The sequence below is a fragment of the Stenotrophomonas sp. Steno-C18 genome (assembly GCF_056393195.1).
On record NZ_JBWJOX010000003.1, the window covers coordinates 141,217 to 162,193 of the forward strand.

Sequence of the window (20,977 nt, forward strand, 5' to 3'; positions counted from 1 at the left end):
CCAGGGCAACAGGACACCGTTCCGGCGCCCGGTGGGCCGCCGGTCATGAAGAACGTCGTTTTCTTGCCATGGCCGTCCGGGCAGACCGAACGGCGTTCAGCGCGTCATTCCCGCCTGCGCGGGAGTGACGTGATACGGGCAGGCAGGCGTGGCTGACGCCTCAACGGCTGCCCGGCCTTCGGGCCCTCACACAAACCGCATCGCCGTCGTACCCATGCCATCGGCGCGTACCAGCACGTTGTCACCAGCAGCCACCGCAACCGCTGCGGTGATCGCGCCGGACAGCACCACGCTGCCGGCCGGCAGCGCCTGGCCGCGCTCGGCCAGCATGTTGACCAGCATCGCCACCGCCTCGGCCGGATTGCCGAGCACCGCGGCGCCGGCGCCGACCTCGACCACCTGGCCGTTCTTCTCCATCACCACGCCGAGCGTCTCCAGGTCCAGGCCCTGCACCGCCGTCGGGCGCGAGCCCAGCACGTAACGCGCGGCCGAGGTGTTGTCGGCGATCACGCTGGGCAGGTCGAAACGGAAATTCTCGTAGCGCGAGTCGATCAGCTCGATCGCCGGCACCACGTAATCGGTGGCCGCCAGTACCTGGGCGACGTCGCACCCGGGCCCGGTCAGGTCCTCGCGCATGACGAAGGCGATCTCGGCCTCTACCTTCGGGTGGATCAGGCGCGCGGTGTCGACCACCGCGCCGTCGTCCACGGCATTGTCAGCGCCGAGGAAGCCGTAGATCGGCGTGTCCACGCCCATCTGCTGCATCTTCGGCTTCGAGGTCAGGCCCATCTTCATGCCGACGATGCGTATGCCAGCTGCCTGCTTGATGCCGCGCAGGCATTCCTGGATGTCGTACGCCGCGTTGACGTCGATCTGCGGATGCGCATCGGTGATTCGGGTCACCTCGCGCACTTCCTGCTCGGCGGCCAGCAACTGCAGGGCGCAGTTTTCGATGATGGAGCGATCCAGCGTCATGCCTGTGCCTCCTGCGGTTGCTCGCCGCGCGCACGCAGCATGTCCAGCGCGACGTCCACGATCATGTCTTCCTGGCCACCGACCATGCGGCGCTTGCCCAGCTCGACCAGGATGTCAGCGGTTTTCAGGCCAAAACGCGCGGACGCGATCTCGGCGTGGCGCAGGAAGCTCGAATAGACGCCGGCATAGCCCAGCGCCAGGGTTTCGCGGTCCACCCGCACCGGGCGGTCCTGCAGCGGACGCACGATGTCGTCAGCCGCATCCATCAGCGTGTACAGCTTGCAGCCGTGGTTCCAGCCCATGCGCTCGGCGGCGGCGATGAACACTTCCAGCGGCGCGTTGCCGGCGCCGGCGCCCATACCGGCGAGGCTGGCATCAATGCGGATCGCGCCCGCTTCGACCGCAGCGATGGAGTTGGCCACGCCCAGCGACAGGTTGTGGTGTGCATGAATGCCGATCTGGGTATCCGGCTGCAGCGCCTCGCGCAGCGCGCCGACCCGGTCACGCACATCATTCATGTTCAATGCGCCACCGGAATCGACCACGTACACGCAGGACGCGCCGTAGCTTTCCATCTTCTTCGCCTCCACCGCCAGCGCCTGCGGCGTGGTCATGTGGCTCATCATCAGGAAGCCGACCGCATCCATGCCCAGTGCATTGGCCGCTTCGATGTGCTGGCGCGAGATGTCGGCCTCGGTGCAATGCGTGGCCACCCGCACGATGCGCGCGCCGGCGGCATGGGCGTTCTTCAGGTCATGCACGGTGCCGATGCCGGGCAGCAGCAGCGTGGCGATCTTCGCGTGCGAGACCGAATCGGCCGCGGCCTCGATCCACTCGATGTCGCTGTGCGCGCCGAAGCCGTAGTTGAACGAGGAACCCTGCAGGCCGTCCCCATGGGCGACCTCGATCGAATCGACCCGGGCCTGGTCCAGCGCGGTGGCGATCGCGCGCACCTGTTCCAGGCTGTAGCGATGGCCCACGGCGTGCGAGCCGTCACGCAGGGTGACGTCGGAGATGTAGAGCTTGTTGGCGGTCATGTTCATGTCCTCACGCCGCTGCACGCGCGGCCAGCACCGAGGCGGCCATGCGCTCCCCGGTGGCCAGCGCGGCCGACGTCATGATGTCCAGGTTGCCGGCATAGGCCGGCAGGTAGTGCGCGGCGCCTTCCACTTCCAGGAAGATCGAGGTCTTCAGGCCGGTGCTCGGGCCCACGCCCGGCACGTTGACCGGCTCGTCGATGAGCTCGAACTGCACCTGCTGCTTGAGCCGGTAGCCCGGCACGTAGGCGGCCACGCGTGCGGCCATCCCGGTGACGGCCGCTTCAATGAGGGCGGTGTCGACCACCTCGCTGAGCACGTACACGGTATCGCGCATCAGCAGCGGCGGCTCGGCCGGGTTGAGCACGATGATGGCCTTGCCGACCTGCGCACCGCCCACGCTCTCGATCGCGCGCGAGGTGGTCTCGGTGAACTCGTCGATGTTGGCGCGCGTGCCCGGGCCGGCACTCCTGCTGGAGATGCTGGCCACGATCTCGGCGTAGGCGACCTTGGCCACCGACGCGACCGCCGCCACCATCGGGATGGTGGCCTGGCCACCGCAGGTGACCATGTTGACGTTGGCCGCCTCGATGTTGTCCTCCAGGTTCACGGTCGGCACGCAGTACGGGCCGATCGCCGCCGGCGTCAGGTCAACCACGCGGATGCCCGGCTTGGCCGCGCGCAGCAGCGCGTCGTTGGCCACGTGCGCCGAAGCCGAGGTCGCATCGAACACGATGTCGATGTCGGCGAACAGGTCCGATTCGATCAACCCGGCCACGCCGCTGGAAATGGTCGCCACGCCCATGCGCGCCGCACGCGCCAGGCCGTCGGACGCCGGGTCGATGCCGACCAGTGCCGCCATCTGCAATTGCTTGCCGTGGCGCAGGATCTTGATCATCAAGTCGGTGCCGATGTTGCCGGGACCGATGATGGCCGCTTTCAGGGTCATGCAGAACTCCTGTCGTTCAAGGTGGGGGAGGAAGCAGGCGTCATGCAAAGCGGATCTCGGCGCTGCCCAGCGCGCCGACGCGCACGCGCATGTGGTCACCGGCGTTCACCGGGATCAGCGGCACCAGCGCGCCGGACAGGATCACCTCGCCCGCCTTCAGCGGCGTGCCGAGACGGCCGAGCGTGTTGGCCAGCCACGCCACGCAGTTGACCGGCGAGCCCAGCGCGGCGGCACCGGCGCCGGTGGCCACCAGCTCGCCGTTCTTCTCCACCACCATGCCCAGCGTGCCCAGGTCCAGGTTCTTCGGCGGCACCCGCAGTTCGCCGAGCACGTAGGCCGCGGCCGAGGCGTTGTCGGCCACGGTGTCGGTGATGCCGATGCGCCAGTCGCGGATGCGCGAATCGACGATCTCGAAGCACACCGACAATGCGTCGGTGGCGGCGAGCACGTCGTGGTGGGTGATGCCCGGCCCAACCAGGTCACGCTTGAGGTGGAAGGCGATCTCGCCCTCGGCACGTGGCGCGATCATGCCGGCGGTGGACAGCACGCCACCGTTGGCGACCTGCATGCGATCGGTGAGGAAGCCGAAGTCCGGCTGGTCTACCTTCAGCATGCGCTGCACCGCCACCGAGGTGGCGCCGATCTTCTTGCCGACCACGCGCTCGCCATCGGCAAGACGGCGCGCCAGCAGGTCGTTGGAGATCGCATAGGCATCGCCCAGCGACAACCCGGCGATGCGCTCGCTCAGCGGCTCCACCGCCACGCCGCTGCGCAGCGCGGCGTGCAGTTCGGCACCGTGCCGCGCGATGGCGTCGGCACCCAGGGACACAGCACTCATGCCTTCACTTCCTTCGCATCGCTCTTGAGCACGTCGCCGACCGCGAAACGCTGCGGCGGCACTTCGTTGACCATCACCCGGATCGCACTCATCGGCGCCTCCAGCTCGGCATGCGCCACCTGCGCCACGGCGCGGATGAAACGCTGCACTTTCTCTTCGTCACGACCCTGTACCAGGGTCACCTGGATGATCGGCATGGGGTTACTCCTGCGGTTGCAATCAGGTCAGCTCGGCGCCCTTGGTCTCGGGCAGGAACAGCAGCACGATCACCGCGGCCAGCCCGAAGAACCCGGCAGTGGCCATCAGTCCGCTGGCCACGCCGTAGCTGTTGGCCAGGAACCCGATCAGCGCCGGTGCGATGGCGGCGATGGCGCGGCCGCCGTTGTAGACGAAGCCCTGCGCGGTGGCGCGCACGGTGGTCGGGAACATCTCGGCGAAGGTCGGCGCGAAGCCGCTGTAGAAGCCGGTGCCGAAGTAGGCCACGACGATGCCGAATGCCATCAGCGCCATCGGCGACTTGATCATCACGAACACCGGCACGGTCAGCGCCGAGCACACGAAGAACAGCATGAAGGCCTTCTTGCGGCCGATCGCGTCGGCGATGTAGCCGAAGGTGACGAAGCCGAATGCCGCACCCACCTGCATGATCACGATCCAGATCGTCGACTTGACCATGTCCAGGCCCGGGCCGCCGTCGGCGACCGGCGTGGCCAGGTAGGTCGGGATCCAGGTGAACAAGCCCCAGTAGCCGCACATCGCCGCGGTGACGAAGGCCAGGCCGACCAGGGTGCTGCGCGCATGCGCGCCGAACAGCTGGCCCATGGTCTGGCCGAAGCTCAACCGCTGGGCCTGGTTGACCCAGATCTCCGGCTCCTTGACGTGGCGGCGCACGTAGAACGCCAGCAGCGCCGGCAGCAGGCCGACCACGAACACCCAGCGCCAACCCAGCGTCGGCACCACCAGCGCGGCGACGATCGCCGCGGCGGCGTAGCCGGAGGCGAACGCGCTCTGGATCCAGGCCAGGATCTTGCCGCGGTGCTGTGCCGGCCAGCTTTCGCTCACCAGCGCCGAACCGGCGGACCACTCACCACCGACGCCCAGGCCGACGATGATCCGGAACAGCATCAGCTGGCCGAGCGTATCGGACAGGCCGCACAGCGCGGTGCCGATCGAGTAGCAGATGATGCTCAGCATCATCGACTTGGCGCGGCCCATGCGGTCGGCCAGGTAGCCGAACACCAGCCCGCCGAACGCGGTGGCCAGCAACGTGGCCGACATCACCATGCCGGCCTGCGACTTGTCGAAACCCAGGTCCGCACTGACGTGCTTGAGCACCATCGCGAACAGCATCAGGTCCATCACATCCAGCATCCAGCCCAGGTAGGCCGAACGGAACGTGCCCCACTGCTGCTTGCTGGCCCCCTGCCACCAGCGGCCGCTGCTGGCGGCCGGTACCTCTTGGATCGTTGAACCACGCTGCGCCATTGGCTTCCCCTCCGGAATCTTGGCTGATACGAAAGTATCGGTGAACGATACTGCGAGCACAAAGTAACTCACTTTTCTCGAAAATGGAACATGACAAACGTTTTCGTCTCGATATACGATACCTGCGTCGTAACAAACGCGAGATTCCGATGTCCGAGCTGATCCTCCGCCTCCACGAAGACCACCTGCCGGCCGGCTGCCCGCCGGTCTATCTGCCCGCCGGCCCCCGTGCGCTGTACGTGCGCGAAGGTGGCCTGATGGTTGAGTCCCCACAGGACGCACAGTCCCTTGACCCGGCCCAGGCGCGGGTAGGCCAGGAGCCGCTGACCCTGCTCAGCGGCGAGCAGGACACCGTGCTGTGGCGCTGGGATCTGACCGATGCGCGCCAGCCAGCGGGCGCCCTGCCCTCGGCCCCGGCCACCCGCAGCGAGCTCAAGCTGGAAGCGCCGATCACGCTGGATGCGCGCTTTGAGTGGCTGATGCGTTGCGATCGCGTTGATTTCCCGAAGGGCGGCGTTGCCCTCACCCACGTCCACCAGGGCCCGGGCATCCGCATCTGCGACTACGGCAGGATCAGCATCGAGACGCTGGGCCAGCGCCACGATCACCCGGCCGGCCACGCCTGGTTCGAGCTGGGCCATGCACCGGTGCTGGCGCCGACCACCGAGGACGAGGAAACCCGCTTCATCCGCTGTTTCCTGCTGCCGCGCCAGCTCAAGGGGCGCAGTTCGATCCGCTACGTGCGCCCGGAGGACGCCGCCGCGCAGAAGACCCAGCGGTACAAGGTTTTCGCAGAGCGATACATCGACCTGCCATAATCGGCACATGGGCGCGGCGTCCCGAGGCCGCGTCCACCCCGCCACCGCCGAACAGGTAGCCGATGCCCCGCAACACCGCGCCCGACAACAAGGATTTGCCCCATGCCGCCCCCGGCGTGGACGCCCAGGACGACACCGCCGAGCAGGGCCTGCCTACCGCCATTGTTTCGCTGAAGGTGATCGAGGCCCTGGCCTCGGCCCCGAACGGGCTGGGCGTCACCCGCCTGGCGCAACTGCTCGGCATGCCCAAGGCGCGCGTGCACCGGCACCTGAGCGTGCTGCGCGAGCATGGCTACGTCGACCAGGATCCGGATACCAACCAGTACCGCGTCGGCTGGCAGATGTTCCTGCTGGGTCGTGCCTGCACCAGCCGCTTCGACGTGATGAGCCTGGCCAAGCCGATCCTGGAACACCTGCGTGACCAGGTCGGCCAGACCGTGGTGATCTCCACGTTCTCCGACAACGAAGTGGTGGTGATCGACCTGCTGCGCGGCACCGCGCCGGTGGAAATCAGCCTGCGCCCCGGTACCCGCTTCCATCACAACAGTGTGGCGCAGGGCAAGATCGCCCTGGCCTACGGTGCGGAGAAGCTGCGCCGCGCCTATCTGGCGCAGGCGCTGCCGGCCAGCACCCGGCACACCATCGTCGACCCCGACCGGCTCGCCGCCGAGATCGAGCTGGTGCGCAGGCGCGGCTGGGCCGATGCGCCGGAAGAGCTGTACATCGGCATCAATGCGCTGGCCGCACCACTGATGCAGGCCAATGGCGAATTGTTCGGCACGCTGGCCATCGTCGGCTCCATCCACTACCTGCCCAGCACGCCGGACCCGGCGCACGTGCAGGCGCTGCTGGAAGCAGCCGCGCAGATTTCGGCAGCGATGGGCTACAACGGCAAACCGGCACGCTGAAGCCGCCACCACTGTTTTTCAAGGCGCGCGGCGGTTGCAGGAGCGGCGTACGCCGCGAAGCTGACAATGGCCAACGCTGCACAGAAATCTGCAATTGCTGGGCACGTGCGTGACCGATGCCGCCCCGACATCGCAGCTGAAACCGCTTCTACAAAAGAAGCCGCTCCCTCGTAGGAGCGGCCTTGGCCGCGAAGCTGGTGATACCCAGACAATGGCACCAACCGCAATCCCAGGATTGCCAACCTCATGCCGCATCCACCGGTACCGGCTTCGCGGCGTACGCCGCTCCTGCATTGAACCGCGCGATATCAGCCGTTCTGCAGTTGCGCCAGGAACCGGCGCGGCGCGCCGTCGAAGCCACCGTTGGACATGAACACCACGTGGTCGCCGTCGCCTGCCACGCGCCCCAACTGCGCCAGCAATGCATCGGTATCGGCCACCGCCTGCGCCTCACCGCGTACCGCGGCGATCACCCTGGCTGCATCCCAAGGCAGCTCGGGGCGCGCCAGGAACACCACCGCATCGGCGATATCCAGCGACGGCGCCAGGGCGTCCGCGTGCGCGCCCAGCCGCATCGAATTGCTGCGCGGTTCCATCGCCACCACGATGCGCGCAGCGCCAACCTTGGCGCGCAGGCCTTCCAGCGTGGTGTGGATCGCGGTGGGGTGATGGGCGAAATCATCGTAGATGGTGACCCCGTGCGCCTGTCCGATCACTTCCATGCGTCGCTTGACGCTGTGGAAGCGCGCCAACGCCGGCGCGACAGCGGCCACATCCACGCCCACCGCATGCGCGGCGGCCAGTGCGGCCAGCCCGTTGAGTACGTTGTGGCGGCCCAGCAGCGGCCATTCCACCGTCGCCACCGCCACGCCACGGTGCAGCACCGTGAATGCGCTGCCATCCTGGTTGACCAGACGCGCGCTCCATTCCAGCGCGGGATCGAAGCCGAACCGTTCCACCGGCGTCCAGCAGCCCATCGCCAGCACCTCGGCCAGGCGGGCATCCTCGCCGTTGACGATCAACCGCCCATTGCCGGGCACGGTGCGCACCAGGTGGTGGAACTGGCGCTGGATCGCCGCCACGTCCGGGAAGATGTCGGCGTGGTCGAACTCCAGGTTGTTGAGGATCGCCACCCGCGGACGGTAGTGGACGAACTTGCTGCGCTTGTCGAAGAAGGCGGTGTCGTACTCGTCGGCCTCCACCACGAACAGCGGTCGATCCGAAAGCGCCGACGCGTTGCTCCCTTCCCCCTCCGGGGGAAGGGGGTGCGCAGCGCCGGATGGGGGTACGGCATCACTCCCCGCCCGGGGAAGCTCGCGCCCCAACCGCGCCGACACCCCGAAATCCTCCGCTACGCCGCCAATCAGGAAGCCCGGCGCGCGCCCGGCGGCCTGCAGCAGGAACGACAGGATGGTGGTGGTGGTGGTCTTGCCGTGGGTGCCGGCCACCGCCAGCGTGTCGCGGCCAGGCAGCACGTTCTCGGCCAGCCACTGCGCCCCGGAGGTGTAGCGCCGGCCCGCATCCAGTACCGCTTCGACCGCCGGGTTGCCGCGCGAGAGCGCATTGCCGACCACGACCTCGTCGCAATCCCCTGCGATATTGCCGGGCAGATAGCCCTGCGACAGCGTGATGCCCAGCGTTTCCAGCTGGGTGGACATCGGCGGGTAGACCGCCTGGTCGCTGCCTTCCACCTGATGACCGAGTTCGCGTGCCAAGGCGGCCACGCCGCCCATGAAAGTGCCGGCAATGCCGAGGATATGGATCTTGCTCATCCGCCGATTGTCGCCGATGCGCTTGCGAACGGGTATCTGCGTAGGAGATACCGAAGCGTATGTAAGGGAATCCCCGATACCGTCACATCGGCTTCATCCGCACAATACATGACGCCAGCCGCAGTATCCCTCAGGTCCTACTCCCCAAGAGGCCATCCCCAGGGAGCTCATGCTGCGGGGCTCTGAGCAAGCTCATCTGCTGGCCCCTGCAAACGGAAACGCCCGGATCCTCACGGATCCGGGCGTTTCTGTAGGGGCGCACCGCGGCGGCGGGGCCCTGCGGCTGCGGCGGCAGGCGCCGCAGCCACCTGGGTCAGCGCTTGATCGCGGCCAGGATGCGGGCCAGCACTTCGTCCAGCGCACCCACGCCGTCGACGCGGGCCAGGGTGCCCTTGGCAGCGTAGAAGTCGATCACCGGCGCGGTGGAATCGTTGTAGACCTGCAGGCGCTGGCGCACCGATTCCGGGTTGTCGTCGGCGCGGCCCTGCTCCTTGGCGCGGCCAGCGATGCGCTCGACCAGCAGCTCGGTCGGCACGTCCAGCTGCACGATCGCGTCCAGCGGCTGGTTCAGCCTGGCCAGCAGTTCACCCAGCGCATTGGCCTGGGCCACGTTGCGCGGGTAGCCATCGAGGATGAAACCCTTGGCGGTGTCGGCCTGGGACAGGCGCGATTCCAGCATGCCCAGCAGGATGTCGTCGGACACCAGGTTGCCAGCGTCCATCACGGCCTTGGCCTGCTTGCCCAGCTCCGTGCCGGCGGCCACTTCGGCGCGCAGCAGGTCACCGGTGGAAATGTGCGGAACCTGCAGTTGTTCCTTCAGGCTCGTCGCCTGCGTGCCCTTGCCCGAACCGGGCGGTCCCAACAGAACCAATCGCATTCCTGACTCCCATATGTTTGAGGAAACGGGACGGACAGCGGCGTTAGACTCCATGGGCCGATTCACGCTGCACCGCAATATGTGCAGCTTACCGCATCCGGCCAATGTCCCGGAATGTCCCCCGTCCAGAGAGTATCCACCATGTCCCAAGGCACCCTGCTGTACGCCCAGTCCGGCGGCGTCACCGCCGTCATCAACGCCACCGCCTCTGCCGTCATCAGCGAAGCAAGGGCAAGGAAAATCAAGGTGTTGGCAGCGCGCAACGGCATCCTGGGCGCGTTGCGCGAAGAGCTGATCGACACCTCGAAGGAGTCGGCGGCCAGCATCGCCGCGCTCGCCCATACGCCGGGCGGTGCATTTGGATCGTGCCGCTACAAGCTCAAATCGCTGGAGGCCGACCGCGCCAGGTACGAGCGCCTGCTGGAGGTGTTCAAGGCGCATGACGTGCGCTGGTTCCTCTACAACGGCGGCAATGATTCGGCCGATACCGCGCTGAAGGTGTCGCAGCTGGCCAAGGAGTACGGCTACCCGCTCACCTGCGTGGGCGTACCCAAGACCATCGACAACGACCTGGCCGTGACCGACACCTGCCCGGGCTTCGGCTCGGCGGCCAAGTACACCGCGGTATCGGTGCGCGAGGCGGCGCTGGACGTGGCGGCGATGGCCGAGACCTCCACCCGCGTGTTCATCTACGAAGCCATGGGCCGCCACGCCGGCTGGCTGGCCGCTGCCGCCGGGCTGGCCGGCGAGAGCGCCGACGACGCGCCGCACATCATCCTGCTGCCCGAGCGCGCCTACGAGGAAGCCACCTTCCTGGCCAAGGTGAAGCAGGTGGTGGCCAAGGTGGGTTACTGCGTGGTGGTGGCCAGCGAAGGCATCCACACCGCCGATGGCCAGTTCGTCGCCGATGCCGGCGGTGCCAAGGATTCGTTCGGGCACACCCAGTTGGGCGGCGTCGCCTCGTACCTAGCGGGGCGGGTCAAGGCCGAGCTCGGCTACAAGGTGCACTGGACCCTGCCCGACTACCTGCAGCGTTCGGCCCGCCACATCGCCTCCAGGACCGACTGGGAGCAGGCACAGGCGGTCGGCAAGGCCGCGGTGCAGTTCGCGCTGAAGGGACAGAACTCGGTGATGCCGGTGATCGTGCGCACCGCCGACGCGCCGTACCGCTGGAAGATCGAGGCCGCGCCGCTGTCCAAGGTGGCCAACCACGAGAAGAAGATGCCGGCCGGCTTCATCCGCAAGGACGGCTTCGGCATCACCGAGAAGGCACGCCGCTACCTGCAGCCGCTGATCCGTGGCGAAGCACCGCTGCCTTACGGCCGCGATGGACTGCCCAAGTACGTGACGCTGAAGAACGTGGCCGTCGCGAAGAAGCTGCCGGGCTGGGAAGGCTGATCACGATGTATCCGCGCCTGGGCCTGTGGGCGTTGCTGGTGCTGCCGGCGTGGTGGGCGCAGCCGGCATCGGCCTACACGCCGCAGGACGGCGACATCGTGTTCCATACCTCGACCTCGCGCCAAAGCGTGGCGGTGCAGGCCGCCACGCATTCGCCGTACAGCCACATGGGCATCGTGCTGTTGCGCGGCGGTGCCCCATACGTGCTGGAAGCCGTGCAGCCGGTGCGCTACACGCCACTGCAGGCCTGGCTGGACCGTGGCAGGCACGGCCACTATGTGATCAAGCGGCCCGCCACGCCTCTGGACGCCAACGCCAAGGCTCGCCTGCATGCCGCGGCCACGCCCTATCTCGGCAAGCCTTACGACCTCACTTTCGAGTGGTCCGACCAGCGCATCTACTGCTCGGAGCTGGTGTGGAAGCTGTACCGCGATGCCGCCGGCATCGGCCTGGCACCGCTGGCGCGGCTGGACAGCTTCGACCTGCAGGCACCGGCCGTGCAGGCCAAGCTGCGCGAACGCTATGGCGCGAACATCCCACGGGGCGAACCGGTGATTTCGCCGGCGGCCATCTTCGCCTCGCCCCTGCTGGTCACCGTGGACCAGCGCTGAGGCCCGGGCGTCCCGCCGGTTGAAACCGATGGGCGCCCTTCAACGCGTTCAGCGCGTGCAGGCGGCGCCTTCCATCGACAACCTGGCCGAGTACGCCGGCAGCGCCGCCAAACGGCCCGCTGCGGCCTGGGCCTTGGCATCCTCCAGGTAGACGCGGTTCTGGCCCTGGCCATCCAGCGCCACGCGCTGCCCGGCCGGCTTGCGCCAGACCTCGATCAACGCCTGCTGTGTGCTGCAGGCCGCCGAGGGCACGCGCACCACTTCGTTGAGCTTCCAGCCGGCCGCCTCGCTCGGCGTGACCTTGCCCGCATCCAGGAACACCGCGCGGGCCTGGCACTGCGGGTTGGTACGCACCAACTGCATGTCATAGGGCTGCGCCGCGGTGCCGGTGAAGCGGCCTTCGATGCGGGTACAGGCTTCGGGAATCTGGCGCACGGTATGCACCGCACCCACCGCCTGCGCCGCGGCCGCCGGCCGCTCGATCTCCGGCGTGGGCAACGCCGCCAACGCGGTCAGGGGCAGCAGGGCCAGCAACACGGGGGCGATGGCTTTCATCGGGCAACTCCACAAGACGGACGCCGCACGTTGCCACTGTCGCGCTGAACGGGCAGGCAAACGCGGCCATGGCTAGCGGCGGAGACAGCTGGCAGTCATACTCGGCCGGCCTCAGGAGTGTTTGAACACAGCGACACGTACCACAGCCGCAGCGCGGCCCGGGTCTGTTCCAGTGCTTCGATCTACCCGGCGTGTCCCCGCTTCATCCACAGCTGGATGGCATCCACCAACGCTGGAGGGGTCATGCTCGAACAGTACGGTCTTGTGCTCTCGCTGGTCTGCGCCGCCGTCGCCATCATCTACGGCATCATCTCGGCCCAATGGGTACTGCGGCAGCCTGCCGGCAATGCCCGCATGCAGGAAATCGCCGCTGCCATCCAGGAAGGCGCGCGGGCCTACCTCAACCGCCAGTACCTGACCATCGCCATCGCCGGCGTGGTGCTGTTCGTGCTGGTCGGCTTCTTCCTCAGCTGGTACACCGCCATTGGCTTCGCGGTGGGCGCGGTGTTGTCCGGCGCGGCCGGCTACATCGGCATGAACGTGTCGGTGCGCGCCAACGTGCGTACCGCCGAGGCCGCACGCAACGGCATGAGCGCGGCGATGGACGTGGCGTTCCGCGGCGGCGCGATCACCGGCATGCTGGTGGTCGGGCTGGGCCTGCTCGGCGTGGCCGGCTACTACCTGATCCTGCAGCGGCTGGGCCTGAGCCAGGCCGACAACCTGCATGCGCTGGTCGGGCTGGCGTTCGGCAGTTCGCTGATCTCGATCTTCGCGCGACTGGGCGGTGGCATCTTCACCAAGGGCGCCGACGTGGGCGCGGACCTGGTCGGCAAGGTCGAGGCCGGCATCCCCGAGGACGACCCGCGCAACCCGGCGGTGATCGCCGACAACGTCGGCGACAACGTCGGCGACTGCGCCGGCATGGCCGCCGACCTGTTCGAGACCTATGCGGTGACGGTGATCGCCACGATGCTGCTCGGTGGGCTGATGGTGGCCGAGGTCGGGCGCAATGCGGTGCTGTACCCGCTGGTGCTGGGCGGGGTGTCGATCATCGCCTCGATCATCGGTGCGTTCTTCGTCAAGGTGAAATCCGGCGGCTCGATCATGGGCGCGCTGTACAAGGGCGTGATCGTCTCCGGCGTGCTGGCCGCCATCGCCTTCTGGCCGGTGACCACGCAGCTGATGGCCGATTCCCGCCATGGCGCCACCAACCTGTACCTGTGCGCGCTGATCGGGCTGGTGCTGACCGGTTTGATCGTGTGGATCACCGAGTACTACACCGGCACCCAGTACAAACCGGTGCGGCACGTGGCGCAGGCCTCGACCACTGGCCATGGCACCAACATCATCGCCGGCCTCGGCGTATCGATGAAGTCGACCGCGCTGCCGGTGATCGCCGTGTGCGCGGCGATCTGGGGCGCCTTCCACTTCGGCGGTCTGTACGGCATCGCCATCGCCGCCACCGCGATGCTGTCGATGGCCGGCATGATCGTCGCGCTCGATGCCTACGGGCCGATCACCGACAACGCCGGCGGCATCGCCGAGATGGCCGAGCTTCCCGCCGACATCCGCGACATCACCGACCCGCTGGACGCGGTGGGCAACACCACCAAGGCGGTGACCAAGGGCTATGCGATCGGTTCGGCGGCACTGGCCGCGCTGGTGCTGTTCGCCGACTACACGCACAACCTGCAGGCCGCGCATCCAACCGAGGTGTTCACCTTCGACCTGTCCGACCACACGGTGATCATCGGCCTGCTGATCGGCGGCCTGATCCCCTACCTGTTCGGCGCGATGGCGATGGAGGCGGTGGGCCGTGCGGCCGGTGCGGTGGTGGAGGAAGTGCGCCGCCAGTTCCGTGACATCCCCGGGATCATGCAGGGCACCGGCAAACCGCAGTACGACAAGGCGGTGGACATGCTGACCCGCTCGGCGATCAAGGAGATGATCGTGCCCTCGCTGCTGCCGGTCGCGGTGCCGGTGGTGGTGGGCCTGCTGCTCGGCCCGAAGGCGCTGGGTGGCCTGCTGATCGGCACCATCGTCACCGGCCTGTTCGTCGCCATCTCGATGACCACCGGCGGCGGCGCCTGGGACAACGCCAAGAAGTACATCGAGGATGGACACTTCGGCGGCAAGGGCAGCGAGGCACACAAGGCGGCGGTGACCGGCGACACCGTCGGTGATCCGTACAAGGACACCGCCGGGCCGGCCATCAACCCCCTCATAAAAATCATCAATATTGTCGCGCTGCTGTTGGTGCCATTGCTGTAGTCGAAGCCGACTGCGCATGGCACCTTCGCCCTTCCCCCGTTCACGGGGGAAGGGAACGGGATGGGGGGCGCCGAAGGCGCAGATCAAGATCATCAACATCGTGGCGCTGTTGCTGGTGCCGTTGCTTTGATGCACATCGCGTGACCGGCGGCGTCACCCTTCCCCCGCCCGGGGGAAGGGTGGCTGGCCTTGCACGCAGGGAGTCCGCCTGGCTTCATTCCAGCGCGGAATCTTCGGTCACACGGTGTGCGGCCCGCTCATCCCGGGTGATCGCGGCGCGGTTCGGCCAGGTGCGCGTCTTCCTGCGGTCGCGGCCGCGACAGCACGTAGGCGGCACTGGCAACGAAGAACAGGCCCACGCCCAACGCCAGCTTCCAGTCCGGGTGGGCGCCGATGAAGAACAGCACATAGCCCAGTGCCATGCCCCCGCCGGCAAAGCACTTGCCCTTGCGGCTGATCGCGCCGTGCTCCTTCCACTGCCGCAGCGGACCCCCGTAGCGCGGGTGGTTGAGCAGCCAGGCCTCCAAGCGCGGCGAGGAACGCGAGAAACACCACACCGCCAGGATCAGGAAGATCGTGGTCGGCATCACCGGCAGCAAGGCCCCGATGATGCCCAGCGCGACCATCAACCAACCCACGCAGAACCAGAACCAGCGGATCATCGCTGGCTCTCCGGCACGGCGGGCCTGGCCCGGGGGTTGGTCACACGAACTCCTCCTCGACATACCCGCGCACCGTACGGAACGCGGCATTTGCACCTTCGATGGCCTCCGCTTCCTGCCCGGCAGTCAGCGGCACCGCATCCAGTGCCGCGGTGAACTGCCGCCAGTGACGGGCCGCACCGTCCGGGTGCGCCGCCAGGTGGCTGGCACCGAACCGCGCGCCCAGCCCCAGCTTGGCGGCCATCTTGAACAGAATGGTACCGCCCAGGTTGGAGCCTTCGGCGACATACAGCCACCCCAGTGCGTGCGGCAGGTCGACAGCGGCGGGCAGCGCCGTGGGTGCGGCCGCCGGCAGGCCCTGCTCCAGATCGCCCAGGTCCTGGGCGATCTGCTCCAGCCGGCAACGCTCGGCCAACCCGGGCAGCAGCGCTACCAGCGCCGGCACCGCGTACAGCGCCTGGATGTCACGGTGGAAGCGGTACTGCACGCGCACGAAGCGGGCAAACCGCGCACGGCTGGCGAAGATGTCCTCGGCCATGATCCGCTTGTCCAGCGAATCATGCGTGCCGTGGGTCGCGGCCTTCAGGCGTTGGCTGCGGGTCGGGAAGGCAGGGGTTTCGGTCGTGTTCATGGCGCGCGGAGGGGTAGCGGTGGGGTTCGCCTTCGCCTGCGGCACAGGCGCGGCCTCGCGGGGGAAAAGCCAGGGCCGGAAGATCGGCCGCGCACGGCCGGTAGCCGCCGTTGTCCGGCATTCCAGGCGCCGGGCGATCCTCCTGCCGGCAGGCTGGCAAGCATATCGCAAACGATAATGCTTCCCATGCGCAAATAATCCTTGCCTTTGGTGCGCCGCAATAGCCGTGCGCGTAGAATGGCCCTCTTTTTCAACCAAACACGATTCGGAGTCAGCGCAATGGGCCTGAAACTGGTCTCCCCGGGCAAGAACCCGCCGGAAGAAATCAACGTCATCGTCGAGATCCCGAAGGATTCGGAGCCGGTGAAGTACGAGATGGACAAGGAAAGCGGCGCGATCTTCGTCGACCGCATCCTCTCCACCCCGATGCGCTACCCGTGCAACTACGGCTTCGTGCCGCAGACCCTGTGCGGCGACGGCGACCCGGCCGACGTGCTGGTGGTCCTGCCGCTGCCGCTGGTGCCGGGTTCGGTGGTCCGCTGCCGCCCGGTCGGCGTGCTGAAGATGACCGACGAGGCCGGCAGCGACGAGAAGATCCTCGCCGTGCCGGTGGCCAAGATCTTCAATGGCTACGCCCACGTGGAAGACATCAACCAGGTGTCCAGCCACTGGCTGGAGCGCATCGGCCACTTCTTCGAGCACTACAAGGACCTGGAAAAGGGCAAGTGGGTCAAGATCGAAGGCTGGGGCGACGCCGCCGAAGCCAAGAAGATCCTGGTCGACGCCCACCAGACCTTCCTGGCCAAGCAGGAACAGGAAGGCTGATCCACGCCGCGGGCGGGGCCACGTTCCGGCCCGCCCGCAGCGACTGCGATCACGTTTCTCCGGCGTCGCGCATGACCCGTCGCCAGCGATTCGCTACATTTACAGGCCGGTTGATCCGGCCTGTTTCCGTTCTGCCCGTTCGTCGTAATCGCGTGTTTTGCCAAGGGGAAGTGTCTTGCGAATCCTGTTAGTCGGTGGCGAAGCCACGCTGTCGGCCGAGTTGCTCGAGTACATCGGCGATCTGGGCGACGAGTGGGAGGTGCAGTCGGTCCCCGATGGCAGTGCCGCGATAGTGGCGGTTTCCTCGGCGACCATCGACGCGATCATCGTCGCCCCGACCCTGAACGACCTGTCCCCGGCGACCCTGCTCGGCCAGATCCGCACCCTGCGTCCGGAAACCATCCGCATCGCCCTGATCGAGGGCGGCGAGAACCAGCGCGTGCCGTCGGCCCGCATCATCGGCCTGGCCCACCGCTTCCTGCCGCTGCCGCTGGCCCCAGAAATGCTGCTCGAGGCGCTTACCAGCCTGGAAGAGCTGCGCGAGCTGCTGGACAGCCCGCGCCTGCGTGCGGCGATCGGCCGCATCGAGAAGCTGCCCTCGCCCCCGCACCTGTACCTGAGCCTGATGCATGCGCTGGAGGACGACGACGAGAGCAACGCAGCCGACATCGCCAAGCTGGTCTCGGCCGACCCGGCCATCGCCGCCAAGGTGCTGCAGCTGTCCAACTCGGCGTTCTTCAACAACGGCCGCGCGATCTCCGACCTGCGTGGCGCGGTGACGCGGCTGGGCCTGTCCACCCTACGTGACCTGGTGCTGGCCAGCGAGGTCTTCGCCCTGCCCGGCGCGTCCAGCGCCGAGCGCAACGCGCTGCAGACGCGCGCCCTGCTCGCCTCGCGGCTGGCGGCCAGGATGCTGCCCCAGTCCAGCGCCGAGCTGGGCGCCACCGCCGCGCTGCTGGCCGACATCGGCCAGTTGCTGCCGGGCGTGCGTGACGAACACCTGCCGCTCGAATCCGGCGATGACCGCCCCGGCCACGCCGAGGCCGGCGCCTACCTGCTGGGCCTGTGGGGCCTGCCGATGCCGATCATCGAGGCCGTGGCCTTCCAGCTGCAGCCGCTGCGCTCGAACGTACGCAGCTTCTGGGTCGCCGGTGCCGTGCACGTGGCCACCGCGCTGGCCGCCGGCCGCGAGGTCGACGAACAGTACCTGGCGCGCGTGGGCGTGCTGCCCAAGCTGGAGCAATGGCGCGAGATGGCCGACGGCATGATGGGGCTGACGCTGGAGGCGTGAGCTTCCCCGTTGGTGTGGTGAACGACGGCCGCCTCGTGCGGCCGTTTTTCTTGGGCGTCCGCCGGCAGGCCACCCACATGCCGGCGTCCACGACAGCCCGCGCCGGGTGCGTGCCCCGCGCCGCGCCATCGCAGGCAAAGAAAAAGGGTGGGCCTTGCGGCCCACCCTTTCCTTGTTTCACAGGGCTTCGATGGATCAGAAGCGCTGGGTGTACTTCATGTAGACGAAGCGACCGATGTCGAAGCCACCGTAGTACGAGAAGCTCGAGTTCGGCTGGCTGTACATGACCGGACCTTCGTGGTTGAACACGTTGTTCGCGCCCAGCGAGATGGTGGCATCCCACGGAGCATTGTAACGCACCTGCACGTCGTGGAAGGTGTTCGAGCCCAGCTGACGGGTCGGCTGTGCCAGCGTGTACGACGAGCTGAAGTCCGGCATGTTGCACTCCGGGCCACCGTCCATGTCGTACGAGCAGGCTTCCTTCATGCCCGAGTAGTAACGCACGCCCCAGTTCACGCCGAAGTTGCCGTAGCTCCAATCGACGTTCAGGTTCGAACGCACGCGGAAGTTGCCCGCCCAACCGGTGGACTGCTCGATCGGGGTTTCGGCTTCGTTGTCGCGCTTGTACTCGAGGTAATCGACGTAGGTGGTCTTCCAGTCGATGACGAAGTTACCGATCGCCAGTTCCGGCAGGCGGTACTTGACGCCCAGGTCGTAACCTGCGGTTTCCTGGTAGCCGCCGTTGATCAGCGTACGGGTCACGTCCACCACCTGGCCATTGGTACGGCCCGAGGTGCCACGGCTGAAGCGGTCACAGGCCGAATCGATGCCCAGCACGTAGCACTGGTTCAGGATCGAGGTCACCGACTCGGCGGCGATCACGTCGTCGATGCGGATCTTCCACCAGTCCAGGCTGACGTCCAGGCCCTGCACGAAGTTCGGGCTGTACACGAAGCCGGCAGTCCAGGTCTTGGAGGTTTCCGGCTTCAGCTCAGCATTGGAACCGGACTCGAAGGCGCTGTAGGACTGGGTGCCCGGGCCGGTCGACAGGGCGCCGCCGGAGGTGATCTGACGGAAGTCAGCACCCAGGCCAGCGGCCTGGCAGGCAGCTGCCACGGACGGGTTGCGCACGGCTGCGCCGAAGCTGCTGTCGCACGGATCGGTGTAGCTGTCGAAGGTCTGCGAGACGCCGCCGTACATGTTGGAGATGTTCGGCGCACGGAAGCCCGTGGCGTAGGTGGCGCAGACCAGCAGGTCGTCGATCGGCTTCCACTTCAGGCCGAACTTCGAGTTGATGGTGTCACCGAAGGTGTTGTAGTCCGAGTAGCGACCCGCCAGGTCCAGGGACAGTTCCTTGGCGAACGCCATGTCGGCCAGGATCGGCACGTTCATTTCGAGGTAGAACTCGTCCAGCTCGTAGTCGCCCTTGGTCGGGGCGCCGGCCAGGCTGGTGCTCAGGCCCGACTGCAGCATCGCGTCCGGGTTGTACTCGCCGCTTTCCTCGCGGTGCTCGTAACCTGCCGCGAAGGCCAGGTCACCGGCCGGCAGGGTGAACAGCGAGCCGGACAGGTTGGCGCTCAGCACCTTGGTGGTGTTGGTGTAGGTGTCGTGGCTCGGCAGGAACAGGTAGTCCTGCAGCGCCTTGTTGCCTGCCAGGCTGCCGATGCCGGCTTCGCCGTAGCCCAGCAGCGGGTTCCACGGGGTGCAACCAGCGATCACCTTGGCTTCGGTACCGCAGTAGGCGACGCCGTCCTTGATGAACGACGGGCCGACAGCGTTGGCGACGTTCGGCGTGAACAGGTCACCGGTACCGGTCTTGACGCCCTTGTTCTGGTTGTAGACGTAGCCGACGTCCCAGTCGAAGTACTTGTCGGCGAACTCGAACGAGCCTTCCAGGCCTGCGCTGAAGCGGAAGGTCTCCTGCTCGGACTCGGTCTGGCGCGGCATTTCCGAGGTACGACGGATGAAGTGTGCTTCTTCGCCCAGCGGGTTGAAGGCGCTGTCAGCCGACATCGGGGTGTCGAAACGCTCGGACTGGTACGGATAACCGGCGATCTGCGAGGTGGCCGTGCGCTTGGTGTACAGGGCGCTGGCGGTGGCGCGGATGTTCTCGGTCACATCGAAGTTGCCGTTGGCAAAGACCGAACGACGCTTCAGCTTGTTCTGCAGCCACATCTCCGAGCTCGGGTTGCTGTAGTCAGCCAGGCCGAAGTCGTGGAAATCAGCCAGCGTGTCGCCAGCCGCACCCGGGTTCTTGACGTACCAGAGGTCGTCGTCGTTCGGGTCGATCAGCACGCCCTTGTTGGTCGCGGCCGACCAGCCGTTGGCGCCTTCTGCCTCGTTCGGGAACGGGTGCCACTGGCCATTGCCGTAGCGGCTGTAGCGACGGTCCTTGGCGGCAACCGGCTTCTCCGAGCTGTACTCGGCGCCGAAGGTCAGCGAACCGCGTTCACCGGTCTGGCCGTAGACGAAGTTGTAGGTTTCCTTGTCGCCGTCGCCCTGGCCGTACTGGCCGCGGTAGACGCTGGCTTCCAGGCCGTCGAAGTTCTTGCGGGTGATGATGTTGATCACGCCGGCGATGGCGTCGGAGCCGTAGATGGCCGATGCGCCGTCGGTCAGCACTTCAATGCGCTCGACCACCGAGGTCGGGATCGAAGCCAAGTCGGAGTAACCGCCGGTGCTGGTGCCCATACGCTTGCCGTCGAGCAGCACCAGGGTGCGCTCCGGGCCGAGGTTGCGCAGGTCAACGTACTGGCCACCCACTTCCTCGCCAGAGGTCAGGGCGTCAGCGCGGCTGATGGCCGGCGAACCGGTGGCAGCCAGGTTCTGCACGATGTCGGCGACGCTGGTGAAGCCCTGCTTCTCGATGTCGGCGCGCTGCAGCGCGATGACCGGCTGGGCGGTCTCCATGCTGGCCTGGCGGATGCGCGAACCGGTGACTTCCAGGCGGTCCAGGGTGGTGGCACCGGCGGCATCCTGAGCGGAAGCGAAGGCAGGCGTCAGGGCAATGGCGATGCCGGCCGGGAGCAAACCCAGCCGCACTGCGGAATTACGAAGCTTCATCAATCTCTCCA

The 20,977-nt window shown here is 67.2% G+C and carries 18 protein-coding genes and 1 pseudogene; 7 read left to right on the top strand and 12 right to left on the bottom strand.

What is annotated here, in order from left to right:
- Positions 1-186: 186 nt before the first annotated feature.
- From dmpH to AC06FE_RS07955, 6 genes and pseudogenes are all read right to left on the bottom strand, one after another.
- Entirely contained in the window at positions 187-975 is a 789-nt protein-coding gene (gene dmpH, locus AC06FE_RS07930; RefSeq protein ID WP_192287549.1) for a 2-oxo-3-hexenedioate decarboxylase, read from the bottom strand.
- Positions 972-2,012: a 4-hydroxy-2-oxovalerate aldolase gene (gene dmpG, locus AC06FE_RS07935; RefSeq protein WP_478072735.1), complete on the bottom strand. Its 1,041-nt coding sequence runs from the start codon at positions 2,010-2,012 to the stop codon at positions 972-974. Before dmpG ends, dmpH begins: the two co-directional genes overlap by 4 nt.
- Before the next feature lie 10 nt (positions 2,013-2,022).
- Positions 2,023-2,961, bottom strand: a complete 939-nt coding sequence (locus AC06FE_RS07940) for an acetaldehyde dehydrogenase (acetylating) (RefSeq protein WP_313252053.1) — start codon at positions 2,959-2,961, stop codon at positions 2,023-2,025.
- Positions 2,962-3,001: 40 nt separating this feature from the next.
- Entirely contained in the window at positions 3,002-3,799 is a 798-nt protein-coding gene (locus tag AC06FE_RS07945) for a fumarylacetoacetate hydrolase family protein (RefSeq protein ID WP_478072736.1), read from the bottom strand.
- Positions 3,796-3,999: pseudogene (locus AC06FE_RS07950) on the bottom strand (tautomerase family protein); the annotation flags it as partial. The pseudogene AC06FE_RS07950 and the gene AC06FE_RS07945, both read right to left, overlap by 4 nt.
- A 19-nt stretch (positions 4,000-4,018) precedes the next feature.
- Positions 4,019-5,284: an MFS transporter gene (locus AC06FE_RS07955; RefSeq protein ID WP_192287554.1), complete on the bottom strand. Its 1,266-nt coding sequence runs from the start codon at positions 5,282-5,284 to the stop codon at positions 4,019-4,021.
- Positions 5,285-5,433: 149 nt separating this feature from the next.
- Here AC06FE_RS07955 and AC06FE_RS07960 point away from each other — a divergent pair, with 149 nt between their 5' ends.
- Positions 5,434-6,102: a hypothetical protein gene (locus tag AC06FE_RS07960; protein WP_192287555.1), complete on the top strand. Its 669-nt coding sequence runs from the start codon at positions 5,434-5,436 to the stop codon at positions 6,100-6,102.
- A 62-nt stretch (positions 6,103-6,164) separates the two neighbouring features.
- A complete protein-coding gene (locus AC06FE_RS07965; protein WP_132865507.1) occupies positions 6,165-7,010 on the top strand; it encodes an IclR family transcriptional regulator in 846 nt (281 codons plus the stop codon).
- 308 nt (positions 7,011-7,318) lie between these two features.
- Here AC06FE_RS07965 and mpl read toward each other — a convergent pair whose 3' ends face one another.
- Together mpl and AC06FE_RS07975 are read right to left on the bottom strand one after the other, a co-directional pair.
- Positions 7,319-8,782 carry a UDP-N-acetylmuramate:L-alanyl-gamma-D-glutamyl-meso-diaminopimelate ligase gene (gene mpl / locus AC06FE_RS07970; RefSeq protein ID WP_313252059.1) on the bottom strand — a complete coding sequence of 488 codons (1,464 nt, stop codon included), beginning with the start codon at positions 8,780-8,782 and terminating at the stop codon, positions 7,319-7,321.
- A 313-nt stretch (positions 8,783-9,095) separates the two neighbouring features.
- Entirely contained in the window at positions 9,096-9,659 is a 564-nt protein-coding gene (locus tag AC06FE_RS07975) for an adenylate kinase (protein ID WP_132865509.1), read from the bottom strand.
- A gap of 141 nt (positions 9,660-9,800) precedes the next feature.
- On the opposite strand from AC06FE_RS07975, the gene AC06FE_RS07980 reads away from it, so the two are divergent.
- Both AC06FE_RS07980 and AC06FE_RS07985 read left to right on the top strand, forming a co-directional pair.
- On the top strand, positions 9,801-11,057 hold the full coding sequence (locus AC06FE_RS07980; protein WP_478072737.1) for a 6-phosphofructokinase: 1,257 nt from the start codon (positions 9,801-9,803) through the stop codon (positions 11,055-11,057).
- Positions 11,058-11,062: 5 nt separating this feature from the next.
- Complete coding sequence (locus tag AC06FE_RS07985; protein WP_478072738.1) at positions 11,063-11,668, top strand: YiiX family permuted papain-like enzyme; 606 nt, start codon at positions 11,063-11,065, stop codon at positions 11,666-11,668.
- A gap of 48 nt (positions 11,669-11,716) precedes the next feature.
- Here AC06FE_RS07985 and AC06FE_RS07990 read toward each other — a convergent pair whose 3' ends face one another.
- Positions 11,717-12,223 (bottom strand): hypothetical protein, encoded by a 507-nt coding sequence (locus tag AC06FE_RS07990; RefSeq protein ID WP_225591804.1) that lies wholly within the window; start codon positions 12,221-12,223, stop codon positions 11,717-11,719.
- Positions 12,224-12,466: 243 nt separating this feature from the next.
- Between AC06FE_RS07990 and AC06FE_RS07995 the strand changes: the two genes are divergently transcribed.
- The gene (locus tag AC06FE_RS07995) at positions 12,467-14,494 is read left to right on the top strand and encodes a sodium-translocating pyrophosphatase (protein ID WP_478072739.1); all 2,028 of its coding nucleotides are present in this window, start codon (positions 12,467-12,469) and stop codon (positions 14,492-14,494) included.
- Between the two features lie 257 nt (positions 14,495-14,751).
- Here AC06FE_RS07995 and AC06FE_RS08000 read toward each other — a convergent pair whose 3' ends face one another.
- Complete coding sequence (locus tag AC06FE_RS08000; RefSeq protein WP_313252590.1) at positions 14,752-15,153, bottom strand: YbaN family protein; 402 nt, start codon at positions 15,151-15,153, stop codon at positions 14,752-14,754.
- A 43-nt stretch (positions 15,154-15,196) separates the two neighbouring features.
- Entirely contained in the window at positions 15,197-15,787 is a 591-nt protein-coding gene (locus AC06FE_RS08005; protein WP_446540053.1) for a biliverdin-producing heme oxygenase, read from the bottom strand.
- A 279-nt stretch (positions 15,788-16,066) separates the two neighbouring features.
- Here AC06FE_RS08005 and ppa point away from each other — a divergent pair, with 279 nt between their 5' ends.
- Together ppa and AC06FE_RS08015 are read left to right on the top strand one after the other, a co-directional pair.
- Complete coding sequence (gene ppa, locus AC06FE_RS08010; protein WP_132865514.1) at positions 16,067-16,612, top strand: inorganic diphosphatase; 546 nt, start codon at positions 16,067-16,069, stop codon at positions 16,610-16,612.
- A 175-nt stretch (positions 16,613-16,787) separates the two neighbouring features.
- Positions 16,788-17,903, top strand: a complete 1,116-nt coding sequence (locus tag AC06FE_RS08015) for an HDOD domain-containing protein (protein WP_192287562.1) — start codon at positions 16,788-16,790, stop codon at positions 17,901-17,903.
- Positions 17,904-18,098: 195 nt separating this feature from the next.
- On the opposite strand, the gene AC06FE_RS08020 is transcribed toward AC06FE_RS08015, so the two are convergent.
- A complete protein-coding gene (locus tag AC06FE_RS08020; RefSeq protein WP_478072740.1) occupies positions 18,099-20,966 on the bottom strand; it encodes a TonB-dependent receptor domain-containing protein in 2,868 nt (955 codons plus the stop codon).
- Between the last annotated feature and the right edge of the window lie 11 nt (positions 20,967-20,977).